The 22,758-nt window shown below is 36.3% G+C and carries 23 protein-coding genes and 1 tRNA gene; 8 read left to right on the top strand and 16 right to left on the bottom strand.

Annotated features, from left to right (window positions below):
* Positions 1-1,506 (top strand): RHS repeat-associated core domain-containing protein (locus tag ACM40_RS04930; RefSeq protein ID WP_048501746.1); only part of this gene is annotated, 1,506 nt, incomplete at its 5' end.
* 12 nt (positions 1,507-1,518) lie between these two features.
* Positions 1,519-1,872, top strand: a complete 354-nt coding sequence (locus ACM40_RS04935) for a hypothetical protein (protein WP_048501747.1) — start codon at positions 1,519-1,521, stop codon at positions 1,870-1,872.
* Between the two features lie 33 nt (positions 1,873-1,905).
* Here ACM40_RS04935 and ACM40_RS04940 read toward each other — a convergent pair whose 3' ends face one another.
* The 8 genes from ACM40_RS04940 to pckA all read right to left on the bottom strand — a co-directional run bounded on the left by ACM40_RS04940 (position 1,906) and on the right by pckA (position 7,626).
* On the bottom strand, positions 1,906-2,310 hold the full coding sequence (locus ACM40_RS04940) for a hypothetical protein (protein WP_048501748.1): 405 nt from the start codon (positions 2,308-2,310) through the stop codon (positions 1,906-1,908).
* Between the two features lie 173 nt (positions 2,311-2,483).
* Positions 2,484-2,648 (bottom strand): hypothetical protein, encoded by a 165-nt coding sequence (locus ACM40_RS20490; protein ID WP_165579275.1) that lies wholly within the window; start codon positions 2,646-2,648, stop codon positions 2,484-2,486.
* Positions 2,649-3,038: 390 nt separating this feature from the next.
* Positions 3,039-3,206 (bottom strand): VOC family protein, encoded by a 168-nt coding sequence (locus ACM40_RS20730; protein WP_228376139.1) that lies wholly within the window; start codon positions 3,204-3,206, stop codon positions 3,039-3,041.
* 303 nt (positions 3,207-3,509) lie between these two features.
* Complete coding sequence (locus ACM40_RS04950) at positions 3,510-4,106, bottom strand: methyltransferase domain-containing protein (protein ID WP_048501749.1); 597 nt, start codon at positions 4,104-4,106, stop codon at positions 3,510-3,512.
* Positions 4,103-4,474, bottom strand: coding sequence for a glycine cleavage system protein H (locus ACM40_RS04955; RefSeq protein ID WP_048501750.1), 372 nt, complete (start codon positions 4,472-4,474; stop codon positions 4,103-4,105). The genes ACM40_RS04950 and ACM40_RS04955 overlap by 4 nt, the downstream gene beginning before the upstream one ends.
* A gap of 33 nt (positions 4,475-4,507) precedes the next feature.
* Positions 4,508-5,605 carry a glycine cleavage system aminomethyltransferase GcvT gene (gcvT, locus tag ACM40_RS04960; protein WP_048501751.1) on the bottom strand — a complete coding sequence of 366 codons (1,098 nt, stop codon included), beginning with the start codon at positions 5,603-5,605 and terminating at the stop codon, positions 4,508-4,510.
* Positions 5,606-5,989, bottom strand: a complete 384-nt coding sequence (gene gcvH / locus ACM40_RS04965) for a glycine cleavage system protein GcvH (RefSeq protein WP_048501752.1) — start codon at positions 5,987-5,989, stop codon at positions 5,606-5,608. It lies immediately after the preceding gene.
* Between the two features lie 53 nt (positions 5,990-6,042).
* On the bottom strand, positions 6,043-7,626 hold the full coding sequence (gene pckA, locus ACM40_RS04970; RefSeq protein ID WP_048501753.1) for a phosphoenolpyruvate carboxykinase (ATP): 1,584 nt from the start codon (positions 7,624-7,626) through the stop codon (positions 6,043-6,045).
* A 129-nt stretch (positions 7,627-7,755) separates the two neighbouring features.
* Here pckA and ACM40_RS04975 point away from each other — a divergent pair, with 129 nt between their 5' ends.
* The 3 genes from ACM40_RS04975 (at position 7,756) to ACM40_RS20495 (ending at position 9,332) form a co-directional block, all read left to right on the top strand.
* Entirely contained in the window at positions 7,756-8,439 is a 684-nt protein-coding gene (locus tag ACM40_RS04975) for a Crp/Fnr family transcriptional regulator (RefSeq protein ID WP_048501754.1), read from the top strand.
* 329 nt (positions 8,440-8,768) lie between these two features.
* Positions 8,769-9,053: a hypothetical protein gene (locus ACM40_RS04980; RefSeq protein WP_048501755.1), complete on the top strand. Its 285-nt coding sequence runs from the start codon at positions 8,769-8,771 to the stop codon at positions 9,051-9,053.
* Between the two features lie 117 nt (positions 9,054-9,170).
* Positions 9,171-9,332, top strand: coding sequence for a hypothetical protein (locus tag ACM40_RS20495; protein WP_165579276.1), 162 nt, complete (start codon positions 9,171-9,173; stop codon positions 9,330-9,332).
* Between the two features lie 267 nt (positions 9,333-9,599).
* Here the strand turns inward: ACM40_RS20495 and ACM40_RS04985 are convergent, their stop codons facing one another.
* The 5 genes from ACM40_RS04985 to ACM40_RS05005 all read right to left on the bottom strand — a co-directional run bounded on the left by ACM40_RS04985 (position 9,600) and on the right by ACM40_RS05005 (position 13,664).
* Positions 9,600-10,082, bottom strand: a complete 483-nt coding sequence (locus ACM40_RS04985; RefSeq protein WP_228376140.1) for a DUF6691 family protein — start codon at positions 10,080-10,082, stop codon at positions 9,600-9,602.
* A 12-nt stretch (positions 10,083-10,094) separates the two neighbouring features.
* Positions 10,095-10,658: a YeeE/YedE family protein gene (locus ACM40_RS04990; RefSeq protein WP_048501757.1), complete on the bottom strand. Its 564-nt coding sequence runs from the start codon at positions 10,656-10,658 to the stop codon at positions 10,095-10,097.
* 13 nt (positions 10,659-10,671) lie between these two features.
* Positions 10,672-12,090 carry an MBL fold metallo-hydrolase gene (locus ACM40_RS04995; protein WP_048501758.1) on the bottom strand — a complete coding sequence of 473 codons (1,419 nt, stop codon included), beginning with the start codon at positions 12,088-12,090 and terminating at the stop codon, positions 10,672-10,674.
* 74 nt (positions 12,091-12,164) lie between these two features.
* Complete coding sequence (locus ACM40_RS05000) at positions 12,165-12,959, bottom strand: sulfite exporter TauE/SafE family protein (RefSeq protein ID WP_048501759.1); 795 nt, start codon at positions 12,957-12,959, stop codon at positions 12,165-12,167.
* A 72-nt stretch (positions 12,960-13,031) separates the two neighbouring features.
* A complete protein-coding gene (locus tag ACM40_RS05005; protein WP_048501760.1) occupies positions 13,032-13,664 on the bottom strand; it encodes a Crp/Fnr family transcriptional regulator in 633 nt (210 codons plus the stop codon).
* Positions 13,665-14,052: 388 nt separating this feature from the next.
* On the opposite strand from ACM40_RS05005, the gene ACM40_RS05010 reads away from it, so the two are divergent.
* Together ACM40_RS05010 and ACM40_RS05015 are read left to right on the top strand one after the other, a co-directional pair.
* Positions 14,053-14,895, top strand: coding sequence for a helix-turn-helix domain-containing protein (locus ACM40_RS05010; RefSeq protein ID WP_165579277.1), 843 nt, complete (start codon positions 14,053-14,055; stop codon positions 14,893-14,895).
* 121 nt (positions 14,896-15,016) lie between these two features.
* On the top strand, positions 15,017-15,907 hold the full coding sequence (locus ACM40_RS05015; protein WP_048501762.1) for an alpha/beta hydrolase: 891 nt from the start codon (positions 15,017-15,019) through the stop codon (positions 15,905-15,907).
* 348 nt (positions 15,908-16,255) lie between these two features.
* Here the strand turns inward: ACM40_RS05015 and ACM40_RS05020 are convergent.
* A tRNA-Arg gene (locus tag ACM40_RS05020) sits at positions 16,256-16,327 on the bottom strand.
* A gap of 264 nt (positions 16,328-16,591) precedes the next feature.
* On the opposite strand from ACM40_RS05020, the gene ACM40_RS05025 reads away from it, so the two are divergent.
* Positions 16,592-17,686 carry an alpha/beta hydrolase gene (locus tag ACM40_RS05025; RefSeq protein ID WP_048501763.1) on the top strand — a complete coding sequence of 365 codons (1,095 nt, stop codon included), beginning with the start codon at positions 16,592-16,594 and terminating at the stop codon, positions 17,684-17,686.
* A 182-nt stretch (positions 17,687-17,868) separates the two neighbouring features.
* On the opposite strand, the gene ACM40_RS05030 is transcribed toward ACM40_RS05025, so the two are convergent.
* Together ACM40_RS05030 and ACM40_RS05035 are read right to left on the bottom strand one after the other, a co-directional pair.
* Positions 17,869-19,638: a TonB-dependent receptor gene (locus tag ACM40_RS05030; protein WP_048501764.1), complete on the bottom strand. Its 1,770-nt coding sequence runs from the start codon at positions 19,636-19,638 to the stop codon at positions 17,869-17,871.
* Between the two features lie 80 nt (positions 19,639-19,718).
* Positions 19,719-22,682 (bottom strand): tetratricopeptide repeat protein, encoded by a 2,964-nt coding sequence (locus ACM40_RS05035; protein ID WP_048501765.1) that lies wholly within the window; start codon positions 22,680-22,682, stop codon positions 19,719-19,721.
* Between the last annotated feature and the right edge of the window lie 76 nt (positions 22,683-22,758).

Genomic DNA, 22,758 nt, shown 5'->3' on the forward strand with positions numbered 1-22,758 from the left:
TACAATTACCTGAACCTTCCTAATACTGTGGATATCGGCCTTGATCCGATAACCACACAGATCAAAACAAAATATGGGGCAGATGGAATCAAACTAAGAAAAGAAAGCACAAAAACAATGATAGGAGTTGCCGGAACAACCTGGACAAAAGAAATCACTGATTATCTTGACGGTTTCCAGTATCTGAATATAACATCTTCAGGTGGCGGGGCATCTGAAGACCTATTCTCTATGGCTCCTATGGATACAAAACGGGCATTAGAAGTGCAGGCATTTACAATTGGTCCTCCTGTTGATATTGATCCCACCCCAATAGATCCGATTGTTCAGAATCCTCATAATCCTGAATTGCAATTCTTTCCAACAGCAGAAGGATTTTACGATTATCAGAGAAAAATGTATATTTACCAGTATAAAGATCATTTAGGAAATGTGAGGGTAAGCTATGGAAAGAATAATACCACAGGGTCTCTTGAAATAACAGATGCCAATGATTATTATCCTTTTGGTATGAATCATCTGAAAACAGGTAATGCTTATTTTGGGGCTGGAAAATACCAAAACTATAAGTATAATGGCAAGGAGTTGCAAGAGTCTGGAATGTATGATTATGGCGCGAGGATGTACATGGCGGATATTGGGAGATGGGGCGTTGTAGATCCGCTGGCAGAGACCTCAAGACGGTGGTCAACATATACTTATGCTTTCAATAACCCAATCAGATTTATTGATCCTGATGGAAGATCAGGAAAAGGTTGGTTTAATAATTCTATGGAACAAATGGAATTTAGAGATGATGTTAAAAGTCAGCAGGATTTAGATGATAAGGGTATAAAGGGAAGCTATGTGGGTGATACATCCCAGAAGGGAAACTTAAATTATGCATCAGACGGATATGTTTATGATGATTCTACAGCTGGTGGAGGAAAAGCTATTGCTGATGGAAGAGTTCATGATGTAGGAGAAGTTACAGTTACAAAAACTAGTTCATGGAATAGCCCTTTAGCAAGATTTTTAGTTCCTGACAGATTTGGATTTACCACTAGTACGTCTGCTGGAGGCGGTTTAGAAGTTGGAGCTACTATGGGACTTGAAGTAATTACAAGAGGAAAAGACGCAGGAATTTATTTTGATCCAGGAAATACCTTTAGTACAGGTGTTTTAATTGGAGCTAGCGGAGAAGTTGATTATAATTTCTTTAGTAGTCGATTTTCTGGTAAAGTTTCTGATATGGATTTAAATTCTGTAGTTGGAACTGAAGCATATGTTAAGGCTTCTGTACTAGAAGGAGTTGGTATTAATGGAGGCGTTGCTGTCAGCTTTGATCCTAAAGCTCCATTAAGCGGAAATAGGTGGTTCACTACCTTTGGAGGAGTTTCTGTAGGAGGAAGTGCTACAGTAGTTTCTGGTGGTGCTGGTGTGACTGTATCAAATACAAGAATTGGATTTGGCTTTGATGGCAAAGTGCGTGTTGCAGATTATTCAGGTGCGATGAAAGTAAAATAAATTTTAATAAATATGGAATTATCTAAGCGTAACATTTTACTTTTTTTCACACTATTATTAGCTATTATTATAGTTTTTTTTATTGCTAAGCATAATCAAACGAAGAAAGCATATTCTAGTGAACTAATTGGGAAAGTTGGATCTTTGAGATATGTAGGACGAGGAAAAGGTTATCTACAAGTGAAATTTGAAGGAGAAAAAGAATTTAATTCTTTATGTATAATATATGTAGGTAGTGAGAATAAGGATGATCTAAAAGTGAGCGACTCAATCTATAAGGCAAAAAACTCTGAGGATTATCAGATTTATCGACAAGACAGCTCAGGAAATTATAATTTTTTTAAAACGTTAAAAAACAAGCCATAATAAAACCGCTACTCCATCGAGTAGCGGTTTTTATTAATTAGGACTTATATAATATCCCACAACTTTAATAGAATCATCTTCTTTATGAAGAGTCAATTTTTCTTGGGTATTTTTGATATCTCGTTTTACATTATAAATTAATATATATTCATTTATAGAATGAGCTCCTTTTATAATATTAGTCTGCTCATATATTAAAGAATCATTTTTAACATTACCAAATTGCGAAAAAGAAGCATCAAACATTTGATTTACTTGTTCTTTTGAAGCCATTTTAAAAAGTTCATCACCACATAACTTAAAAATTTCCTCTCTATTATTTTCTTTTAAAAGAGTATAAAATTTTTGTGATATTTTTTCAGCCTCTTTTATGTCGTGTTCATTAGGACTACAATTTATAAGAAATAGAGAAAGAAATATTAGGATATATTTTTTCATTTTTATGTAAGCATTGTCTTGGTTAAGCAAATGTAGTTATTTTAGCCTTTAAATTAAAAAAAGTATTAAAATCATATAATAAAAAATCTCACAAATAATGGAAATTCAAATATAATATATCTCCCTCGCTACCGCACTATTACATCGTATGGTGAAGTTATAATAAACCATTGCTATTGAGTAGTGGTTTTGTATTGATCCCACTCCAATAGATCCGATTGTTCAAAATCTTCATAATACTGATTTACAATTGTTTCCGACAGCAGAAGGGTTTTACGATTACCAGAGAAAAAACATTTGATGAGCTCACGGATTTTTACGTAAGTCAGGTATTTCATTAGATGAAATTTTCTTGAATTTTGACGCAGGATTTAATGCTTCGAATTTACGTTCAAAAGTTTTACAATTGGGAATAATTGCACAATAAAAGAAATTCCGATGCAGATAAATGACCATTATTGATGAATAACTTTATAAGAAACTTATATCGTAGAAAAAATAAATGCATGGCTTGATAGCTTCAGGTCTATACTTAACAGATTTGACACAACAGTAAAAGGAGAGCTAAAAATGATGATAATTGGAAAGTTTTGATTTCAAATATCCTATAATTGTAAACAAAATCAATTACAAAAAGGTATTGCTAAAAATTGTAGCAATACCCCAAAAAAATATACATAATATTCAGACCTATGTATTTCTGTTTATAAAAAAAATAAATCACTTTATTAAAATATGAATCTAGGTTCATTATTATTCATGCTCCAAAACCCTATCTTATTCTCTTCAATATCAAGAATATGAGTGAATTTTCCAAAATCATATGTTTCAATATCATCAAGAATGTTTACTCCTTCTTTTTTGAGCTGCTCGACCAAAGCTTCCAGATCAGGCAACCGTATAATTGATCATAAATTCTCTTACTAAAGACTCAAAATAACCGGTAGTTTCAGGAGAAGGGTGCCATGTTAAAGAGCCTTTTGGATTGGTATCAGCAATATCTTTCCAGTTGAAAGTTGCACCATATTCATGGCATCAATCCTAAGATGTTTTTTATATCATTCTTTCAATGCTTTTGGATCTTTGTATTAAAAAAATATTCCGTCAATGCCTGTTACTTTTTTCATGTTTTGTTATTATCGCTAGTTGTAATTACAAATTTAATTTTTTCGAAACTGTTATTCCTTTTTTAAGTAAAGTCAGTATACTTTTTTCCAAAAGCTTAAAAATCCGTTACAGGCTGAATCTACCAGATCAAAACTTCTCGGAATTTCGTCCCACTTACTCCAATACGTAACCAAGCGGGTTCCGACAGGAGTTGTTTCTAATTGTTCTTTTACATAACCTGAATAAATATCATATAAATTCTTATCAGGAAGTATCGAATCATCAATCGGATTAGAGGTATCTATATTTTCAAAAAAAGAATTGAAAAAGTAGAAGGCCTCAAAATCGGAAAAATTAATTTCATTGATATTGGAGTTGATAAATTCTACATTGGTGATATTATGTCGATCTGCTATTTTCCTTGATATTTTAGTAAGTGAAGCTCTTTGCTCTACACCATAGAAAAATCCTTTGGTAGAAGCTGCACCTACCAGGCAAAACTTTCCAGCCCCTGCCCCAATATCAAGTACTTTTTTCCCGGACTCTTCTACCAGATATTCTGCCGCCATTTTGGCAACCGTTACTGGAGTCCAGTGTCTTTCCGCTGCCGCTTTTATATTGAGAGGATAAAGTTCATTAAAAACGGCATCCTTTACATCCATATTCTCTCTAAGCTGTTTAAAAATCATTTTATTATTTGTATATAGTCCTCATAAGTTAAAAGCTCATTCGTAGATATGTAGGTAGAAAAAATTAAAAACCAACAGTTATAAGGATCTGTATTAATATGGGAAGGCTTTACAGCTATATTTTGATTAACTTCCATAATTTTTGAGTGACAGGGAGCAACCAACTGAAAAGTTTTATTGATTCCATAAACAATCCCAAAGACAGTTCCTTTTTTTAAGTTTTTTTTCTGCAAATTAAATTCAACAAGGTGAATTTCTCCTATTTCCTTTTGAGCGAAATCTGTAATTCCAACACAAAAATCGTATAATCCGATTTTTCTCAGCCACAAATGGTTTTCCGTATAATAAAGGTTCTTAGGAACAAGCATATGATTATTAATCTGATTTATTTGTAAATGGATCTATTTTTTAATAAATGGAGTTTTAACAATAATAGCTTTGACCGCCTTATTTCTGATATTGATAAAGATTTCATTTCCAATCTTAGAGCTATCAGCTGCAACATAACCCATCCCTATCCCTTTTTTTAGTGTAGGTGAAAGAGTTCCGGAGGTTACCGCTCCAATAATTTGATGGCTACTATCACATATTTCATAACCGTGACGGGGAATTCCTTTATCTTCTATTTCAAAGCCTATCAATTTTTTAGTGACTCCCTTTTCTTTTTGGATGCTTAAAAATCCGCTATACACAAAGTCTTTTGTAAACTTTGTGATCCATCCTAATCCTGCTTCCAAGGGAGAAGTTGTATCATCAATATCATTTCCATAAAGGCAATAGCCCATTTCCAAACGCAGGGTATCCCTTGCCGCCAGTCCGATAGGTTCAATACCTTCATCTTTTCCGGCTTCAAATATGGCTTCCCATAAGTGAGCTGCATATCTGTTCTCTACATAAATTTCAAACCCGGATTCTCCCGTATATCCTGTTGCGGAAACCAAAGCATTTGGAATATGGGCAAATTCACCTATGGTGAATGTGTAATATTCCATATCCTTCAAATTGATATCCGTCAACTTCTGTAAAACGTCTATCGATTTTGGTCCCTGAACAGCTAATAAAGAAACGGAATCCGAAATATTGGTTACCTTCGCTCCAAAAGAGTTATATCTTATGATCCATTCCAGATCTTTTTGGATGTTGGAAGCATTAACCACCAATAGGTAATCATTTTTGTTTATTTTATAAACCAAGAGATCATCAACTATACCTCCGGTATCATTGGGCATACAGCTGTACTGTACTTTTCCGGGATAAAGTTTTGAGATATCATTAGTAGTGATTTTTTGAATAAGTTCCAAAGAGCCTTTCCCCTGTATTGAGATCTCTCCCATATGAGACACATCAAAAACCCCGACATTATTTCTAACCACTTCATGTTCATGTGTTATGCCTTTGTATTGAACAGGCATTTCATAGCCTGCAAATTCTACCATTTTCCCTCCAAGAGTATGATGGATGACATTAAATGCCGTTTTCTTTAGTTTTACAGTTCCCATTTATGATAAGTCTATTAAGGATGCGTATGAACCAGATCTTAACAATCCTTCTGCATCAAAAAGATTTTCCACCTTAATTTTAACCATCCATCCCTCCCCGTAAGGGTCTGAATTGACCAATTCAGGACTGGCTTCCAATTTCGGATTGATTTCCAGTATTTCTCCGGCAAGAGGCAAAAACAGGTCTGATACTGTTTTCACAGCTTCAACTGTCCCAAATACTTCATGTTGCTTTAAATTTTCTCCCAACGTTTCAATTTCAACATAGACAATATCTCCTAATTCATGCTGAGCAAAATCGGTAATTCCGATATAAGCCGTATTGTTTTCTAATCGAACCCACTCGTGATCTTCAGTGTACAGGAGGTTTTCTGGAATGTTCATTCTTACAGTTCTTTTTTTAATTTATATATTTATTCAATGAGTTAATGTCATTTTTAGACTAAGGGTCCTCCTGTTATTGTTTCTTCATCGGCGAAAGACACGAACGATTTAAAGTTTTCTGCAAACTGGGTGGCAAGGTGTAATGCTTTTTCATCATATGCCAACTGGTCATCCCAGGTATTTTTAGGGTTTAGAATTTCGGAAGGAACTCCTTCGCACTCTACGGGCATCTGCAGTCCAAATACGGCATCCTGTACGAAATCTACGTGGTCCAATTTATTTTCAAGTACCGCCGAAATCATAGCCCTGGTATAAGCAAGTTTGATACGTTCCCCGGTACCATAGGCACCAGCAGACCAGCCGGTATTAATAAGCCATACATTGATGTTGTTATCTTTTAACTTCTTTCCTAACAGTTCTGCATATTTTGTAGGATGGAGCGGTAAAAAAGGTTTTCCAAAACACGCCGAAAATGTGGTCTGAGGTTCCGTAATTCCAGCCTCAGTTCCTGCCACCTTAGCAGTATATCCGGAAATAAAATGATACATCGCCTGTACTACTGATAGTTTCGATATCGGAGGAAGAACTCCAAAAGCATCGCAGGTTAAAAAGAAAATATTATTGGGTGTTTTCCCTATGGAAGGATGTACCGCATTCTCAATAAAGTCGATGGGATAAGCAGCTCTTGTGTTTTCTGTTACGGAAACATTATCATAATCTACAATATCGGTTCCGTCAAAAAAGCGCACGTTTTCAAGCAAAGTTCCAGAGTGTATGGCAGAAAATATCTGCGGTTCTTTTTCCTCACTCAGGTTAACACATTTAGCATAACAGCCCCCTTCAAAGTTAAATACACTTTCATGATCCCATCCATGTTCATCATCTCCAATCAGCTGTCTTGACGGATCTGCAGAAAGAGTCGTTTTTCCTGTTCCGGAAAGTCCAAAAAATACAGCGGTATCACCAGTGGTTCCTACATTGGACGAGCAGTGCATGGAAAGTACATTTTTCTCAAAAGGAAGGATATAGTTTAGTACGGTAAAAATTCCTTTTTTGATTTCCCCGGTGTAAGCACTTCCCCCAATAAGGATTATTTTTTTTGTAAAATTGATGATTGTAAAATTATGCTGACGGGTTTTATGGATCTCGGGAACAGCTTTGAAATCCGGAGCATTAAGAACCAACCATTCATGCCGAAATGTTTCCAATTCCTTTGCTTCCGGTCTTAAAAACAGATTATTAACAAATAAATTGGCCCATGGCGTTTCAGTGATAACCTTTATATTCAGTCTGTATTCAGGTTTGGCGCAGGCATAGGCATCTCTGACATAAATATCTCTACCAGAAAGATGGATAATAACATCATCATACAATCTGTCAAAATCTTCCGGTATAAAAGGATGGTTAACCTCTCCCCACCAAATAGAGTCCTTGGTTGTATTATCCTTAACGATAAACTTATCCTTTGGTGAACGGCCTGTAAATTCACCTGTATCACAAGCCAAGGCTCCTGAACTTGTAATAATCCCCTGATTTTGTTTTAAGGTTTGTGAAATCAGCTGTGAGACAGATAAATTCCAATAGACTTCTTTATTGGGTACAATTCCAATATTTTTTAGAGATTCCAAATATTCCATTAATTAGTTCTGGTTTGTTATGCCTACAAAATTAGAAGCTTTATAAAGGAATAGGAAGGATGTAAATCTTTTATAAATGTGATTTAAGTCAAATTTAAGTTAGGGTAAAAATGTGTAAATTAGTAAATCATGATTTCAAAATTTATTTTTAATAATCAATATCTTTTTGAGGAGCTTTCAACATACGATAAAGAAATGCTTCAAAAAGTGATGCAGATTAAAAACTACCGTAAAAACGATGCTATATTTACTGAAGGGACTATTCCTAATGGTATCTTTTATTTGAAAGAAGGAAAGGTAAAAAAATATAAGGTTGACAATGACGGAAGGGAGCAGATTATTTATATCTATAATGCCGGGGAGTTTTTTGGATATTCAGCCATCTTAAGTAATTATTCTTACGGCGATACCACTCAGGTCATTGAAAGTTCTATTATCGCGTTTATCCCAAAAGAAGATTTTTTGCATATTCTTGAAGAATCGAAAGTCTTTTCTAAATTTCTTCTCAAAAGCCTGAGCCATGAGTTTAGTGTAATGGCTAACCTGATGACTATTTTATCCCAACGAACTGTCAGGGAGCGAGCTGCACTTAGCTTATTGATTCTTCATAATAAATACAAATCAAAAAATAATATTGCAGAAAATGTATATATTACATTATCCCGTGTTGACTTAGCCAATATGGTAGGGACAGCAAGGGAAACATTAGCCCGTATCCTGCATGATTTTAGGGAAGAGCAGCTTATTGTGATGGAAGGAAGAAAAATAGAGCTGAAAGATATAGAAAGACTGACACGTATCGCTAATCTTTAACAAAAGATGATAATGTCTTTGGATATTTTGAGGATTTTTTTGATTCATAATGGTTAGGGAATAATTTTATACTGAGAGTTATTTCTCTTCTATAATTATTTCTAGTTTCCATTGCTTAAAGAAATGACGTATATTTAGACATAAGGGGAAAGAATGAACATATTCCCACAATTTATAGCTGGCCTCTACTGATTATCTTGAGGATCTTATAACGGAAATGAAGAGAAAAGGTAGCCGCTATTCCTATCTACTTATGGAATATTATCGGGATTTTTCTGAACTTCATTTACAAGAAAATACTTTTATATTAGATAAAGAAATCAAAACTTATGAATCCCAAATTATTTTTACTGCTTCTGCTGTTTTTACTGGGAAGCTGTGCTACAACACACGATCTATCAAGCTGCATACATTCAACAAATGCCGGGTTTTTACACGGATTTTGGCAAGGCATAATCTCTCCCGTTTCTTTTGTGCTAAGCTTATTTGAAAAAGATATCACCGTCTATGAAGTTGCCAATAATGGTAATTGGTATAATTTCGGGTTTGTACTAGGATGTTATGTCACTTTTAAAGGCAGTAATGAAGGAGCTAAAAAATTTGCTAAGAAATAATCCTTAAGAGTCTGAAATTCATTAAATTCGACTCAATTTATACTGCGTAAACCGAGTCGTTAAAATAAAAATCTATTTGAATTTTATTAAAAAACTCCTTTAAAACTTTTTGAATGCATGAAAAGTATATTTAACAATAAGGATGAAATTCCAACATTAGATCAATTGAAAGAAGCCTTGGGTGATACTTATGACCTATGGCAAAGCCTTGAGAAATTCACTCATCAACATGACCACAATTCAAGGTCAGAATGGTACATGCAGTGGGAAGTGGAATAAGGATTGAGGTCAGAGATCGATTGCATTGTAAAGATATTGAAATAAAGATTGCTTACTGAAATCTTGTTCCAAAGAAAAGACTATAAAGGGATGACGCCCATTACAGGCATTTTGTCTGACCACCAATCAAATAGCCCGCCTGTGCAAGGTTTTTATCATAAATATGCTGAAAACTGTAGATTAAATTTTTAATGTTAAACTTTAAATTTCAGAACTAGGTTAAAGATGTATCACTACTTTTGTTACATTAAGCTTTTTTAAATACTATCAATGTGGCAGCTTGTCTCTGAAATATCCATACACCCAGGTTCCGAAAACAGCACTCAGCAAAGTAATAATAACTGCAAAAGCTCCCATTCCGATCTGTGCAAAAAGAGGTCCCGGACAAGCGCCTGTAATGGCCCAGCCAAATCCGAAGATTAAACCTCCGTAAATTTGTCCTTTGTTAAAAGTTTTAGGAGCAATTGAAATTTTTTCTCCGTAAATGGTTTTTATTTTGAATTTTTTAATCAGCCAGACGGAAATCATCCCAGTCACAACTGCGCTTCCAATCACGCCGTACATATGAAATGACTGCAAACGAAACATTTCCTGGATTCTAAACCAACTGATAATTTCAGCTTTTACAAACACGATTCCGAATAAAATTCCTACCAAAAGGTATTTCAAATTGTGATACCATTTGTGCTGAATTTGACTTTCGTTGGTACAAATGGTATCTTGGTGACGTATATCTGTTTCTTTTATCATTATTAAATACATTTAGAGTGAAAGAATGATGGGCAAAATCACATTTGCCATTAAAAAACCGCCGATCATAAAGCAGATTGTTGCTACTAAAGACGGCCATTGAAGATTGGAAAGTCCCATTATCGCATGTCCGCTGGTGCAACCTCCTGCGTATCGGGTTCCGAATCCTACCAAAAATCCGCCCCCGACCATTGTTATGAAACCTTTTAGGGTTAAAAGATTTTTAAAATTCATTAATTGAACAGGAACGAGGTTGCTGTAATCTGTAATTCCGTAGGCTGCCAATTCGGTTTTAAGGTTTGAATTGACTGTAATTTCTCCGGGATTCATCAGAAAATGGGCAGCAATCATTCCGCCGAAGAAAATTCCGAAGACAAAAAATAAATTCCACAATTCTTTTCTCCAGTCATATTTAAAAAAATCAATATCAGCCGGAATACAGGCTGCGCAGATATGACGCAATGATGAACTGATCCCGAAAGATTTATTGCCTAAAATTAATAGTACGGGAACGGTAAGACCGATGAGCGGACCTGCAACATACCACGGCCAGGGTTCTTTTATTAAATCTAACATTAATTATTTTTGTTTAAATTGAGTTTAACATTTTACTTTGACAAACGAAATCGCTTTTATGAACACCGGTTTGTGTGATTGCATTGAATCCGCCTTCAATTTCGGTAAAATTCCGGTAACCTCTTGCCAGAAGAATGCTCGCCGCCATCATACTTCGATAACCACCTGCACAATGAAGATAAAAATGTTCGGTCGGTTCAATATGATTAATCCACTCATTGACGTAGGCTAAAGGCTTATTGTAGGATTCATCAACGTGCTCTGCCTGATATTCGCTTTCTTTTCTAACATCGATAATTGTAACCTTTTTATTTTTAATTTCATTTTCAAACTGCTGTGCGGAAATTCTGTTTACCGTATCCGTTTCTTTTCCGCTGTTTTTCCAGGCTTTAAAACTGCCTCTCAGAAAACCTAAAACATTGTCAAACCCTACTCTACTCAATCTCGTAACCGTCTCTTCCTCATTATTTTCATCGGTAATTAATAAAATTGGTTGTTTTACATCTACAATCAAAGCTCCGACCCACGGTGCAAAATCGCCGTCTAATCCTATGTTAATGGATTGAGGAACAAAACTTTTTGCAAACTCATCATTATTTCTAACATCAAGAATCAAAGCTCCTGAATGCTCTGCCATTTCCTGAAATTCTTCAGGAGAAAGACTGTGGAGACCCTTAGACAGTACCTCATCAAAACTGTCGTACCCTTGTTTATTCATCGTAACATTCATCCCAAAATAAGCTGGCGGAGGAAGAAGCCCATCTGTAATGGCTTTTATAAAGCTTTCTTTATCTTTTTGGTTGAGCGCATAATTGGTCTTCTTTTGATTTCCTAATGTATCTACTGTTTCTTTCTGCATATTCTTTCCACAGGCAGAACCAGCTCCGTGGGCCGGATAAACGACAACTTCATCGTCCAGAGGCAGAATTTTTTGGTATAAACTATCATAAAGAAGTCCTGCCAGCTCTTCTTGGGTCATATTCGCTGCTTTCTGAGCCAAATCAGGACGACCGACATCTCCCAAAAATAGAGTGTCACCACTAAAAAGTGTTTTTTCCGCCCCATTTTCATCGATTAATAAGAAGGAAGAGCTTTCCATCGTATGTCCAGGAGTATGTAAAACTTTAATCTTGATTTTCCCGATTTCAAAGATTTCTCCGTCTTTAGCAATGATAGCTTTAAACTCAGGATTTGCTGTTGGTCCGTACACGATTGGCGCATTTGTTTTTTTGCTCAGATCGATGTGACCGCTTACAAAATCTGCATGGAAATGGGTTTCAAAAATATATTTTAACTTTACACCATCTTTTTCTAATCTTTCAATATAAGGATAGGTTTCTCTTAGGGGATCAATGATTGCTGCTTCATTCTGAGAAACGATATAATAAGCTCCCTGAGCCAGACATCCTGTATAAATCTGTTCTATTTTCATTTTTATTATTTTATATACTGCAAATTTCTATTTTTCATTTTGCTCCTACAGCCACTTTTGTTACATAAGAATTGTTAAAGAAAAAGTTCCTTAATAATAATATAAATTCCCATCGCCAGAATAAACCATCCGAACGCAGGTTTTAGTTTTTTACCATCAATTTTTTTGGATAATTGTGCTCCAATGAGGATGCCAGTAATGGCAATTGCAGAGACTGTTCCCAAGAAACCCCATTCGATTTTAAGATGATTCATTGATGAAAAAAATCCGATCAGCGAATTCAAAGAAATAATGACTAGAGAAGTTCCGATAGCAACTTTCATAGGCGTTTTTAACAGATTGACTAATGCCGGAATAATCATAAATCCGCCTCCTGCACCTACCAAACCAGTCAGAATACCAACAATTGAGCCTTCTCCTGCGGCCAAAATTATCTTGCTTTTTACTGAATGAACGGTTTCAGTTTTCAATTCTAAACTTTTCTGTATCATTTTATAGGAAGAAACCAACATTAAACCGGCAAAGATCAAGAGTAAAAACATATCTTTGGTAATCACCCAATTGTTGATATGAAATACTTCGTTAGGAATTAAAGGTAAAAGGTAATTCCGTGTCAGAAAAATGGAAATAATGGACGGGATTCCGAAAACGAAAACTGTTTTCAGATCAACCAGACCTTTTTTAAAATAAGAAAAAGAACCAACCAAACTGCTGATTCCGACAATGAAAAGGGAATATTCTGTAGCGAGAAAAGCATCAATACCAAACAAATATACCAGAACAGGAACGGTAAGAATACTGCCGCCGCCACCTATTAACCCTAAAGAAATGCCTATAAAAACCGATGCTACATATCCAAAAATTTCCATTTTTCAACTTTTATGAAGCAAAAATGGATATATCCGGTAATCTGTACCGCTACTTTTGTTACACAACAAAAGTTAAATAGAATCGGAAAGGGTGATCTTGTTTCTTCCCAATTTCAATTGACCGGAATCTTCAAGCTGTTTCAGAAGTCTTGACACGACTACCCTGACTGTTCCCAATTCATTAGCAAGTTGTTCATGGGTAATAATAATGGTTTTGGATTGGGATATTTCAGATTTTTTACCGAGAAGATTCAGTAGTCTTTCATCCACTTTTTTGAAGGCAATAGCATTGATGATATCCAATAATTCTTCAAAACGTTTATGATACAACCTGAAAATATAATCCAGCCATTCCGGGTATTCTTTGATGAATAAAGTAACTTTATCCATGGGTAAAAAAAGAATTTCGGATTCTTCCTCCACTTCGGCTTTTACGATGCTTTTTTCATTGTGCATCCCTCCGAGAAACGACATTATGCAGCTTTCACCTGCTTTGATGTAGTAGAGTAAGATCTCCCGCCCATCTTCTTCCGTCCGGATTACTTTTAACAATCCTTTCATTACAATCGGAATGGAACGTATGGAAGCATTTTCATCCAAAATAACATCTCCTTCCTGATATGTTTTTCTGATCCCGTTCTGGTACAGTTTATTCATTAATTCTTGGGAAGAACTGAATTCGGAAGATAATATGCTATGTCTCATTGTTTGGGAAATATTGAACTAATTTACGGTTATTTGGTGAATTCCTATAGTAGTCCGTAAAGATACCGTGAACTATTTGAGCTTAATTTCAAACTATTTTTACAACTTCTAATACTCCAGTACTGGTGTAGGCAGGAACAGTCCCAAGTATCTTTTTGAATGTACGTATCCAAAGTAAGTTTTATATTACAAATTGCCATGTAATTGCCAGATTTCGCCCTTCACCTGCACAGACTTATCAAAAGCGGTAGCTATGAAGTATTTTCAACAGATAGATAGGGTTAGAAGCAGCTATTTTTACAATATATAGAAGCAACTTATTTTCAGTAATCGATAAAGCTGATAGCACAGTTAATTTATGTTTATTTTTGGACAAAATATTATAGGAGTGAAAACATTTCCAAAAGAAAAAATTTTAAAAGATGACAAGTTAATGTTTGCGAAGTGGAAGACGAATATCGTTTCTACCAAACAACTTATACTGATGCAGGAAAACGCATTTGTTATTGTTACAAAAGGCAAAAAGATTATATTCCATGATGAGAAAATACTGGAGGTAAACAATAATCAAATTTTACTCCTAAAAAAGGGTGTATATACAATGACTGAATATCTTGCAGAAGATGGTTTCTTTGAAGCAATTGTTATCTATTTTAATAAGGCGTTGATTAGGCAGGCAAATTTACTGTTAAACAGTATCCATCAAACCCACTGGCTACCCCCAGAAATGCTAATACTTGATAAAAACAGGATTATGGACAGTTTTGTAACCCAGTATTTTAGTTATATCAAAGAAAACGAAAATACCCGCGCCCTTCTTGAATTGAAAGTAGTGGAACTTATTTACCTCATTATAAAAAGGAATCCAAATTCTAAGGATTTTTTTAATTCTATCGGACAGCAAAGTAGTGATTTGTCGGATTTGATGGAGAAAGTCTATAAGGAAAATTATACCATCGACCAGCTTGCCCGGTTGTCAAATCGCAGTTTATCTGTTTTTAAGCGTGAGTTTAACAGTATTTTCGGTTCTTCCCCTGCCAGATGGATACGGACTCGTAGATTATCGGATGCCCGTGTATTGTTGTCCCACACAGATAAAAGTATTTCTGAAATCGCATTTGCATGTGGTTTTAACACACTTTCCCAATTTGATAAGTCCTTTAGAAAACACTTTCACAAAACCCCTTCATCTATGCGAACCGAGACGACGGACCAAATCGACAAAACATAGAGCCTTTACGGCAATAGTTTTTCTTTGCTTCCCAATAACTTTGCTGGACAATAAATTATACCGCTTCAACTTCCTCAAACCGTAATATGTTTCAAGAAATGGAGTATAAAAAATTAGTCTTATGTACAAGTATAGAACGGAAAAAGTAAATTACCTGAGTGAGCAAGTGAAAATCTGCGCATTGCAGTACATTCCAGAAAAAGACGGAAAATGTCCTGCAATTATAATGGCGCATGGCTTTGGACTTACCAAAGAAGCGTACATTGACAAGTTTGCAGAGAAATTTGCAGAAAACGGTTTTGTCGTCATTCTTTTTGATTACCAGAATTTGGGCGAAAGTGATGGCTATCCACGACAGGAGATCAATCCATTTTCTCAGATTGATGATTACAAAAACAGCATTACATATGCCTGCACACTAGATAAAGTTGATAAGAATAAAATAGGGATCTGGGGAACAAGCTTCTCCGGTGGGCACGTCATAGTGACTGGAGCAACAGATAAACGAGTCAAGTGTATCGTATCACAGGTCCCTACGATTAGTGGCTTCCGTTCAGCACAGAGAAGAATGTCCATCGAAAATGAACCAGCTTATTGGGATATTGTTGCACAAGATAGGCTTAATCGTCTTCGGGGTGAAGAACCTATGATGAGAAAACTTGTAGGCGAAAAGAACGAAAATCCACTTTATCCGACAAATGATGCCTTAGAGTATTATATGGGAGCGTTTAAATTGTCTTCAACTTTCCGCAACGAAGTAACGCTTCGGACTACTGAATATAGTCGCATGTATGAACCAAGTATATATCTGTCTCGCATCAGCTCCCCTATCCTTTTTATCGTTGCGCTACGTGATATTATCACACCTACAGACCTTTGCTTAGATGCCTATGAGAAAGCCTTACAGCCCAAAGAATTGGTCACCATTCCCGACGGACACTTTTCCCCTTATATCCAGCACTTTAATATCGCTTCAAAATCGGCGGTTGATTGGTTCCTAAAATTCCTTTAGGATTTTTAGGTCAGTAATATACTTTTAATGTTGGTAATCCATGACATGATCCAATTGTCCCTCCAACAATAAAAAACTGATAAACAATGGTTTAAAATAAACTCTAAGCTTTATTGTCAATTTTTTTATTATGTACATTAAAATTCGATCAATGTCAGCAAGAGATTGGTTCAAAGAGAATACTGTCGAGATCACATGACAGAATTACTGTAATTTTCGGAATGGGACACGAAATAGGACATATAAATCGTGACCTATTTTGATTTTTTTTAATACCTGAGCTAAAACAAAAAATACTGCAAACATTAATATTTACAGTATTTTAGCTTATTTTGGTTGCTTACTTTGTGACCGCAGAAGGATTCGAACCCTCACTGTCGGAGCCGAAATCCGAAGTTCTATCCATTAAACTATGCAGCCGTTTTCATCAGTAGTAAATAATGATCAATCTCAATACCGTTCCTATGATTCCGAGTGCGAAAATACTGATTTTTTTACAATTTATAAAGTCTGGTAAAAGTTTAATTCCAAAAATCATTGACAGTGCAGCCGCTTCAATACCCTGCAAAAGAAACTGATCATTACAAATAGTTAAAATTCAGTTAATTAAAAAGAAGCTGTAACATTCAAAATGAATTCCGGACCTATAGGAAAACATATTTCAGAATTTACAGACCAAAAATTATGAGAAATAAAATATTATCCGCCTTTTTGTTGTTTTGGACGGCTGTTTCCTTTGCACAGAATACCCCATCCAATGATGAATATGCTAAATCTAAAGAAATCATCAGGGACCTCGACTCTATAGTCTCGCCCAATGGCATCCAGGAAAGCTATCCTGTCACTATAGGAAATATAAAACAGCAGGTATATGTAAGGGGACAGAATAAAGAAAATCCCATTATCCTGTTCGTCCATGGAGGTCCGGCTTCACCTGTCAGTCCTGTCATGTGGATGTTCCAGAGACCTATTGAGGAATATTTTACGGTGGTGAACTATGATCAGAGAGCCGCCGGAAAAACCTATGCTATTAATGACACCGCTAATTTAGGGAATACCATACATATCGACCAATATGTAAAAGATGCTATTGAGCTGGCTGAATACATTGAGAAAAAATACAAAAAGAAAAAAGTGATACTGATGGGGCACAGCTGGGGAACTATTGTTTGCATGAATGCAGCATTGAAAAGACCCGATCTGTTTTATTCATATGTAGGCATCGGGCAGATCATCAACACAAGAGATAATGAGCGTTTGAGTGTAGAGTATGCTTTAAAAGAAGCTACCCGTTTAAAAAATGATGCAGCTATCAAAGAATTGAAATCCATTTCACCCTATCCCGGAAATCAGCCGATAACCAGAGAAAGAATCATCATTGCAAGGAAGTGGCCGCAATATTATGGCGGGCTTACTGCATTCAGAAACAATTCGAGATATTATTTTCAGGCCCCTCTTCTCTTCTCGGAATATTCGGAAAAGGATCTTGATGCCCTTGGTGCAGGAAGTCTTTTTACATTGGGAAAACTGCTGCCCGAATTTTTAAATGTTGATTTTAAAGGGGTAAAAAACTTCCCGATTCCTGTTTTTATGTTTATGGGACGCCACGATTACACCACTCCTTCCGAGCCTACCCACACGTGGCTGCAAAATGTAAAAGCTCCTGCGAAAAAAGGAATCTGGTTTGAGAATTCAGCCCATCTGATTCCCTGGGAAGAGCCTGGAAAAATGCTGGTGACTTTATTGAATGACGTTCTGCCAACTGTCAAAGACAAGTAATGGATAGAAGTATTTAAGCCTTAAAAAGATTTCTTTTTAAACCATTAAGGAGAATGAATTTAAGGTTCTCTCAATACTCTTAACAACTTACTCTATGTTAATAAGTTCAAAATAAAAGTTTGATATAAAAAAGCCTTACATCGAATAATGTAAGGCTTTTATTTTATTGAATATCTTAAAGTTTAGAAGGTAATTTTCACCCCTCCAAGAATCTGTGCACCCAGTACTTTATAACCTTTATACGTCTGGTAATTCGAGTTCAGAAGATTATTTCCGATGGCGAAAATACTGAAGTTTTTATGAAATTTATATTCTGCAGAAAGGTTTAAATCTGCATACCCTCCTACTTTATCATTCCTGTTTTCCGTAGACTGGTACATCAGGTCCGGATTAGCAACTCCTTCAATGGCAAAAGAATTCGTCGTTCTGTCGCTCGCGAAAATCCCTTTGAATCCTAACAGTAGTTTTTTATCCAGCATGGTATATTTCGCTCCGATACTTGCATTAAACAAAGGAACATTATAAATATCCTTGTAATTTTTAAGATCGTATTTTGTAAACTTTAACTCTGCGTCCAAAATCAGGTTCTCCAGAGGGAAATACTGTACACTACCTTTAATATCGCTTACATTTCCATCATCATACACCGCTGAGAATGTATTGGCAAAATTATAGGCGGAACGGTTCAGAGTATAGGTATTATCAAACAGGTTATTGGCCTGGAAAAACATGATATTGTTGATCTTTCCATAGCCTGCAGAGAAGTCATATTTGAAGGTTTCATCAATATCACCTCTCAAACCTGCATAAAAATGATATTTAGTCTCTGTAGGAGTTAAAAACTGGTCAGAAACGATGAATGGGTTCGCCTGCAAAAGATCCCCATATGTATTAAGCTTCAAACCGCCGTCTACTCCTCCGTAGAATTTAAATTCTTTGGCAGCGGCAAACTGGAACTCAGCCTGTGGAAACCAGTAAGTTTTATTATTTTTTACTTCTCCTCCGATTATATCGCTGGAATTTTTAGCATTCAGGAAAGAGAATGTAGATCCCAGCATTAAATAGGAATCCCCTTTTGTGAAAGTCACTTTCGGATCTAAAGTTGTATTGAAGAAATTGGATGAATTTTTATCCCTGATCGCAAATTCCGATTTCACAGCTTCGATTCCTACTCCCAGATCTGCATTTAAATTAATTCCTGATTTCCCGATCTCCACTGCATGCTTCGAAAGGTTCGCCAAAATGGAAACCTGGTTTTCCTGTGCATCGAAATGATCTTTCAGAAAAGAGGATTTTACCCTTACATCATTTAAGATCTCATTCGAATAAAAATCATAGTATCCGTTCACTTTGAACTGATTCACTCTTTGCTTCAAATCTACATCTGCAGCAGGCTCTAAGGCATAAATTCCGTAATACCTGTTATTATCCAGTCCATACTGTGCATTCAGGTTGAATTTCCCTTTTTCGCCGTATGAATTTAAGTAAGCCCCGATTGCTGTAGAACTCTGCTTGGAATCCCAGGCATATTCCTTTTTCAGACCCAAAGTGGAAAGGAAATGGAAATCTGCCCCTACTTCCAGTTTATTTTCAAGGGTTTTGGAAATATTGGCGTCTGCGAGGATTTTTCCGAAGTTCCCCATTCCGAACTGCAGGTAATTATTTTGAGCCGTCCCTTCAAATTTCGGGGTCACATCCTGTCCCTGAATGGTTGAAGTTTTAAAATCCGAAACCGCAGGCACATCCGTAATGGTATATTTTACAGGGTTCTGGGATTTTTCTTCCGGCGGATAATTTTTAATGGTTTCCACAGAAGTCTTCTTCTTCTCGATCTTCTTCACTTCCGGTTCCCGCTTCTTGTTAAGAATCAGTTTTTCCTCCTTGATCTGGGCAAACGCAAACTGCGAAAACCCTAAAAATAATATGGATAAAAATTGAATTTTTCTGTTCATTATTTTTTGTATTTAAGCATTTACATAAAACATATTGATGATTTTTCATGAATACATTCTACATGAATACAGTAGTACATTTACTTTTTAATCTGCTTTTTAACTTCTTTTGCTTCCGCCACGATCTCAGGGAAATCCTTATAGTTCTCAATGATCTGGTCGCAGGTATAACTTGCCTGATAATTATCCTTCAGTCCGATATAGTTCTTAGCCATCAGCACCAGGGCTTTTGCACCCCAATAATCTTCCGAAGCATAATTGTTTGCCAGCTTAAAGATAGTTTCGTTTGAAGATTTGAAAGCCTTTCCTTTATTCTGATAATAAGCTTTGGCATATAAAGCTTCTGCAGCCACAGAGGTGTTGGATGATTTTTCAAGGGAAGTATAGGCAGCCTGTGCATCTTTATCTTTCCCTGAATTCATTAAGCTTCTCGCTTTAATTACCTTCGCTGTTTCAATAACCGCAGCTGAGTTTTTAGAGTTGGCAATAACTGCATTAGCTAATTTTTCAGCTTCAGAGAAGCTTTTCTCACCGGCATATATTTTCATCAGCTCCACATTGGCGTAGTTCTTAATGTTGATATCGGAAGAGTTCCTGATGTTCTCAAGATATTTTTTAGCCTCTGCCGTGTTGCCCTGTGCTGTAAAGATCTGCGCAAGACGGGTCTGTGCATCATCCTGGTAATCGTTCTGTACAGCAGCCACTTCCTGCAGTACAAGAAGCGCTTTTGTAGAGTTGTTGGTCTGATAGTAGCTTTCCCCCAGCTCGTATTTAGCCTGATAAAGCCCTTCCCCTGTAGGATTCTGAGTTAAATATTTTTCGTAGTAAGAAATGGCATTTTTGTAGTCTTTCTTGGTAAAATACTGTTTTCCGGTAGAAAGGTTGATTTCATCAATTTCAGAGGCATCTACATTCACACCTATATTCTTCGCAAAGCTTTCATACCCGGAAACATCACCATTCTTTGTGAAAATTGGTTTTGCCGCCTGAACGATTTTTTCCGCATAAGCCGTATTTTTATACTGTTCTCCTAAAGATTTAAGCTCAGAAAGTGCTTTATCACTTTGGTTCTGGTCGATATAATTTTGTGCCCTGTAAATGGATGCATTGGCAACAAGGTCTTTATCCGAAGAAGTTTTGATCACTTTGGCAAAAGCGTCATTGGAGTTCGCAAAATCATCCTGGGCCGCATATGCCGTTCCCATTTCGTACTGGGCATCGTCGTAATATTCGGAATCAGGGTATTTGGATAAAAGATTTTTTAAATTGTTGATTTTCGCCTGTGTATCTCCTTTAAATCCTAAAGCCATTGCTTTCTGGTATAAAGTATAATCTGTGGCATCTTCGTTTTTATTGTAAATCGCAATCGCTTCATTCAGGTCATTGTTGGCATAATGAATATCTGCCAGACGAAGTTCCGCATCATTTTTGAATTCAGGCTTTGGATTATTCAGGTACTGCTTGAAATAGGTCTGTGCCTGGTCGAATTTTTTAGATTTGAAATAAGCATAACCCAGATCATAAGGCAATTGCTGTTTTTCCGGGAAATTTTCATTAAGCAGCTTTTCATAACGGGCAATGGCAGACGGATAATTCCCTTTCTGGTAATACACCTGACCTAGCCAATACAATGCCCTGTTGTAAAATTCTTTATTGATATTGAACCCTAAGCTTCTCAGGAAATACGTTTCCGCTTCGTCATAATTCCCTTTGTTGAATTCCTCAGTTCCCAGTAGATAGGAAACCTCCTGATCCACCTTATTGATTTCAGGAGTGGAATCCTTAAGTCTGTCGATGGCATTAAGGGTTTCTTTATAATTCCCAGAATATAAGTAAGACTTCACAAGAAGTGATCTCATTTCCGTTGCATTCGCATCATTCTGATTGTTGTTGATATAGCTCTGAATTACTGCAGAAGGGCTCTCAAACGGGTTTCCGATATCATAGCTCAATTTGGCGTATTGTTCGTGCGCCAGTTTTTTAACTTTTGCATCGTAGTCCATCTGGTAAGAAGAACGGAACGCCGAAAGGGCTTCCTGCTTCTTGTCTACAGCCAGATAGGCATTTCCCAACTGGTAGTAAGCATTCTGGGCCAAAGCCGAATTACTGTTGATAAGCTGGTTATAATAAGAAACCGCTTCATCATACTTTTTCAGCTGGGCGGCTACAAACCCCATTTCATAGAGATCATTTTCAGAAGGGTTCTGCTGAACATTCAGGTAATCTTTCAAATGAGGATACGCTGAATTGTAATCATTCTTCATGAAATAACTTTCCCCAATGATCTTATGAACCTCCGCTTTATATGCATCTGAAATATCTTCATTCAGAAGTGCTGTTCCTTCGGTGATAGCCTGGTCGTAATTTTTGTCATTATAGTACATCTGCACATAATAAGGACGCACCAGCTTGGAGAATTTCGGCTGGTCTTTCACAGAGTCGAAATACTGGAAAGCCTTATCGCTCTGCCTGTTTGAATAGTAAAGGTGACCCAGCATATAGGCAATATCTCCTTTCTGGGATTCATCAGCCGTTTTATAAGCTTCTTCCAGCGCATCTGTAGCGCCTTTGGTATCGCCCATCATAAACTTAGCATAGCCTAGTTTCAGAATATACTGTGTATTTTCTTCTTTGGAAAGTTGGTACTGATTTACTTTTTTCAGTGTTTCCAAAGCTTTTTCGAAATCTTTTTTAGCCAGATAATAATCCGCCAGAGGAAGATTAGCCTGGGCAAAATAGGCTGAATTCGGATATTCTTTCATGAAGGCTGTTAACCCTTCTTCCGCATGATTTTTCTGGAGAATTACCCCGATCACATTATCAAAAAACTGCGCTGCTTCTTTTCTCGATTTGGACAGATTCTGGTTATAGAAGTACTGTCTGGCATATTCGAACTGGGAAGCATTGTATATTTTAGTCTGATAAAGATTTTCGGCGAGATTGAACCTGTAATTTTCTTTCTGTGTAAAGTACTGTGACTGTTGCGCTTCGGAAATTCCGAAATAGAGCACGGCAGCTGAGAGAAGGATTTTTTTTGAATTCATTCTTTTTCTGAATAAAAAGATTAGTCTATATAAGTTAACGAAAATATTAAAAACTTATTGTTTAAGCAACTTTTAA

The organism is Chryseobacterium sp. BLS98 (genome assembly GCF_001045445.1).
Taxonomy (GTDB): Bacteria; Bacteroidota; Bacteroidia; order Flavobacteriales; family Weeksellaceae; genus Chryseobacterium.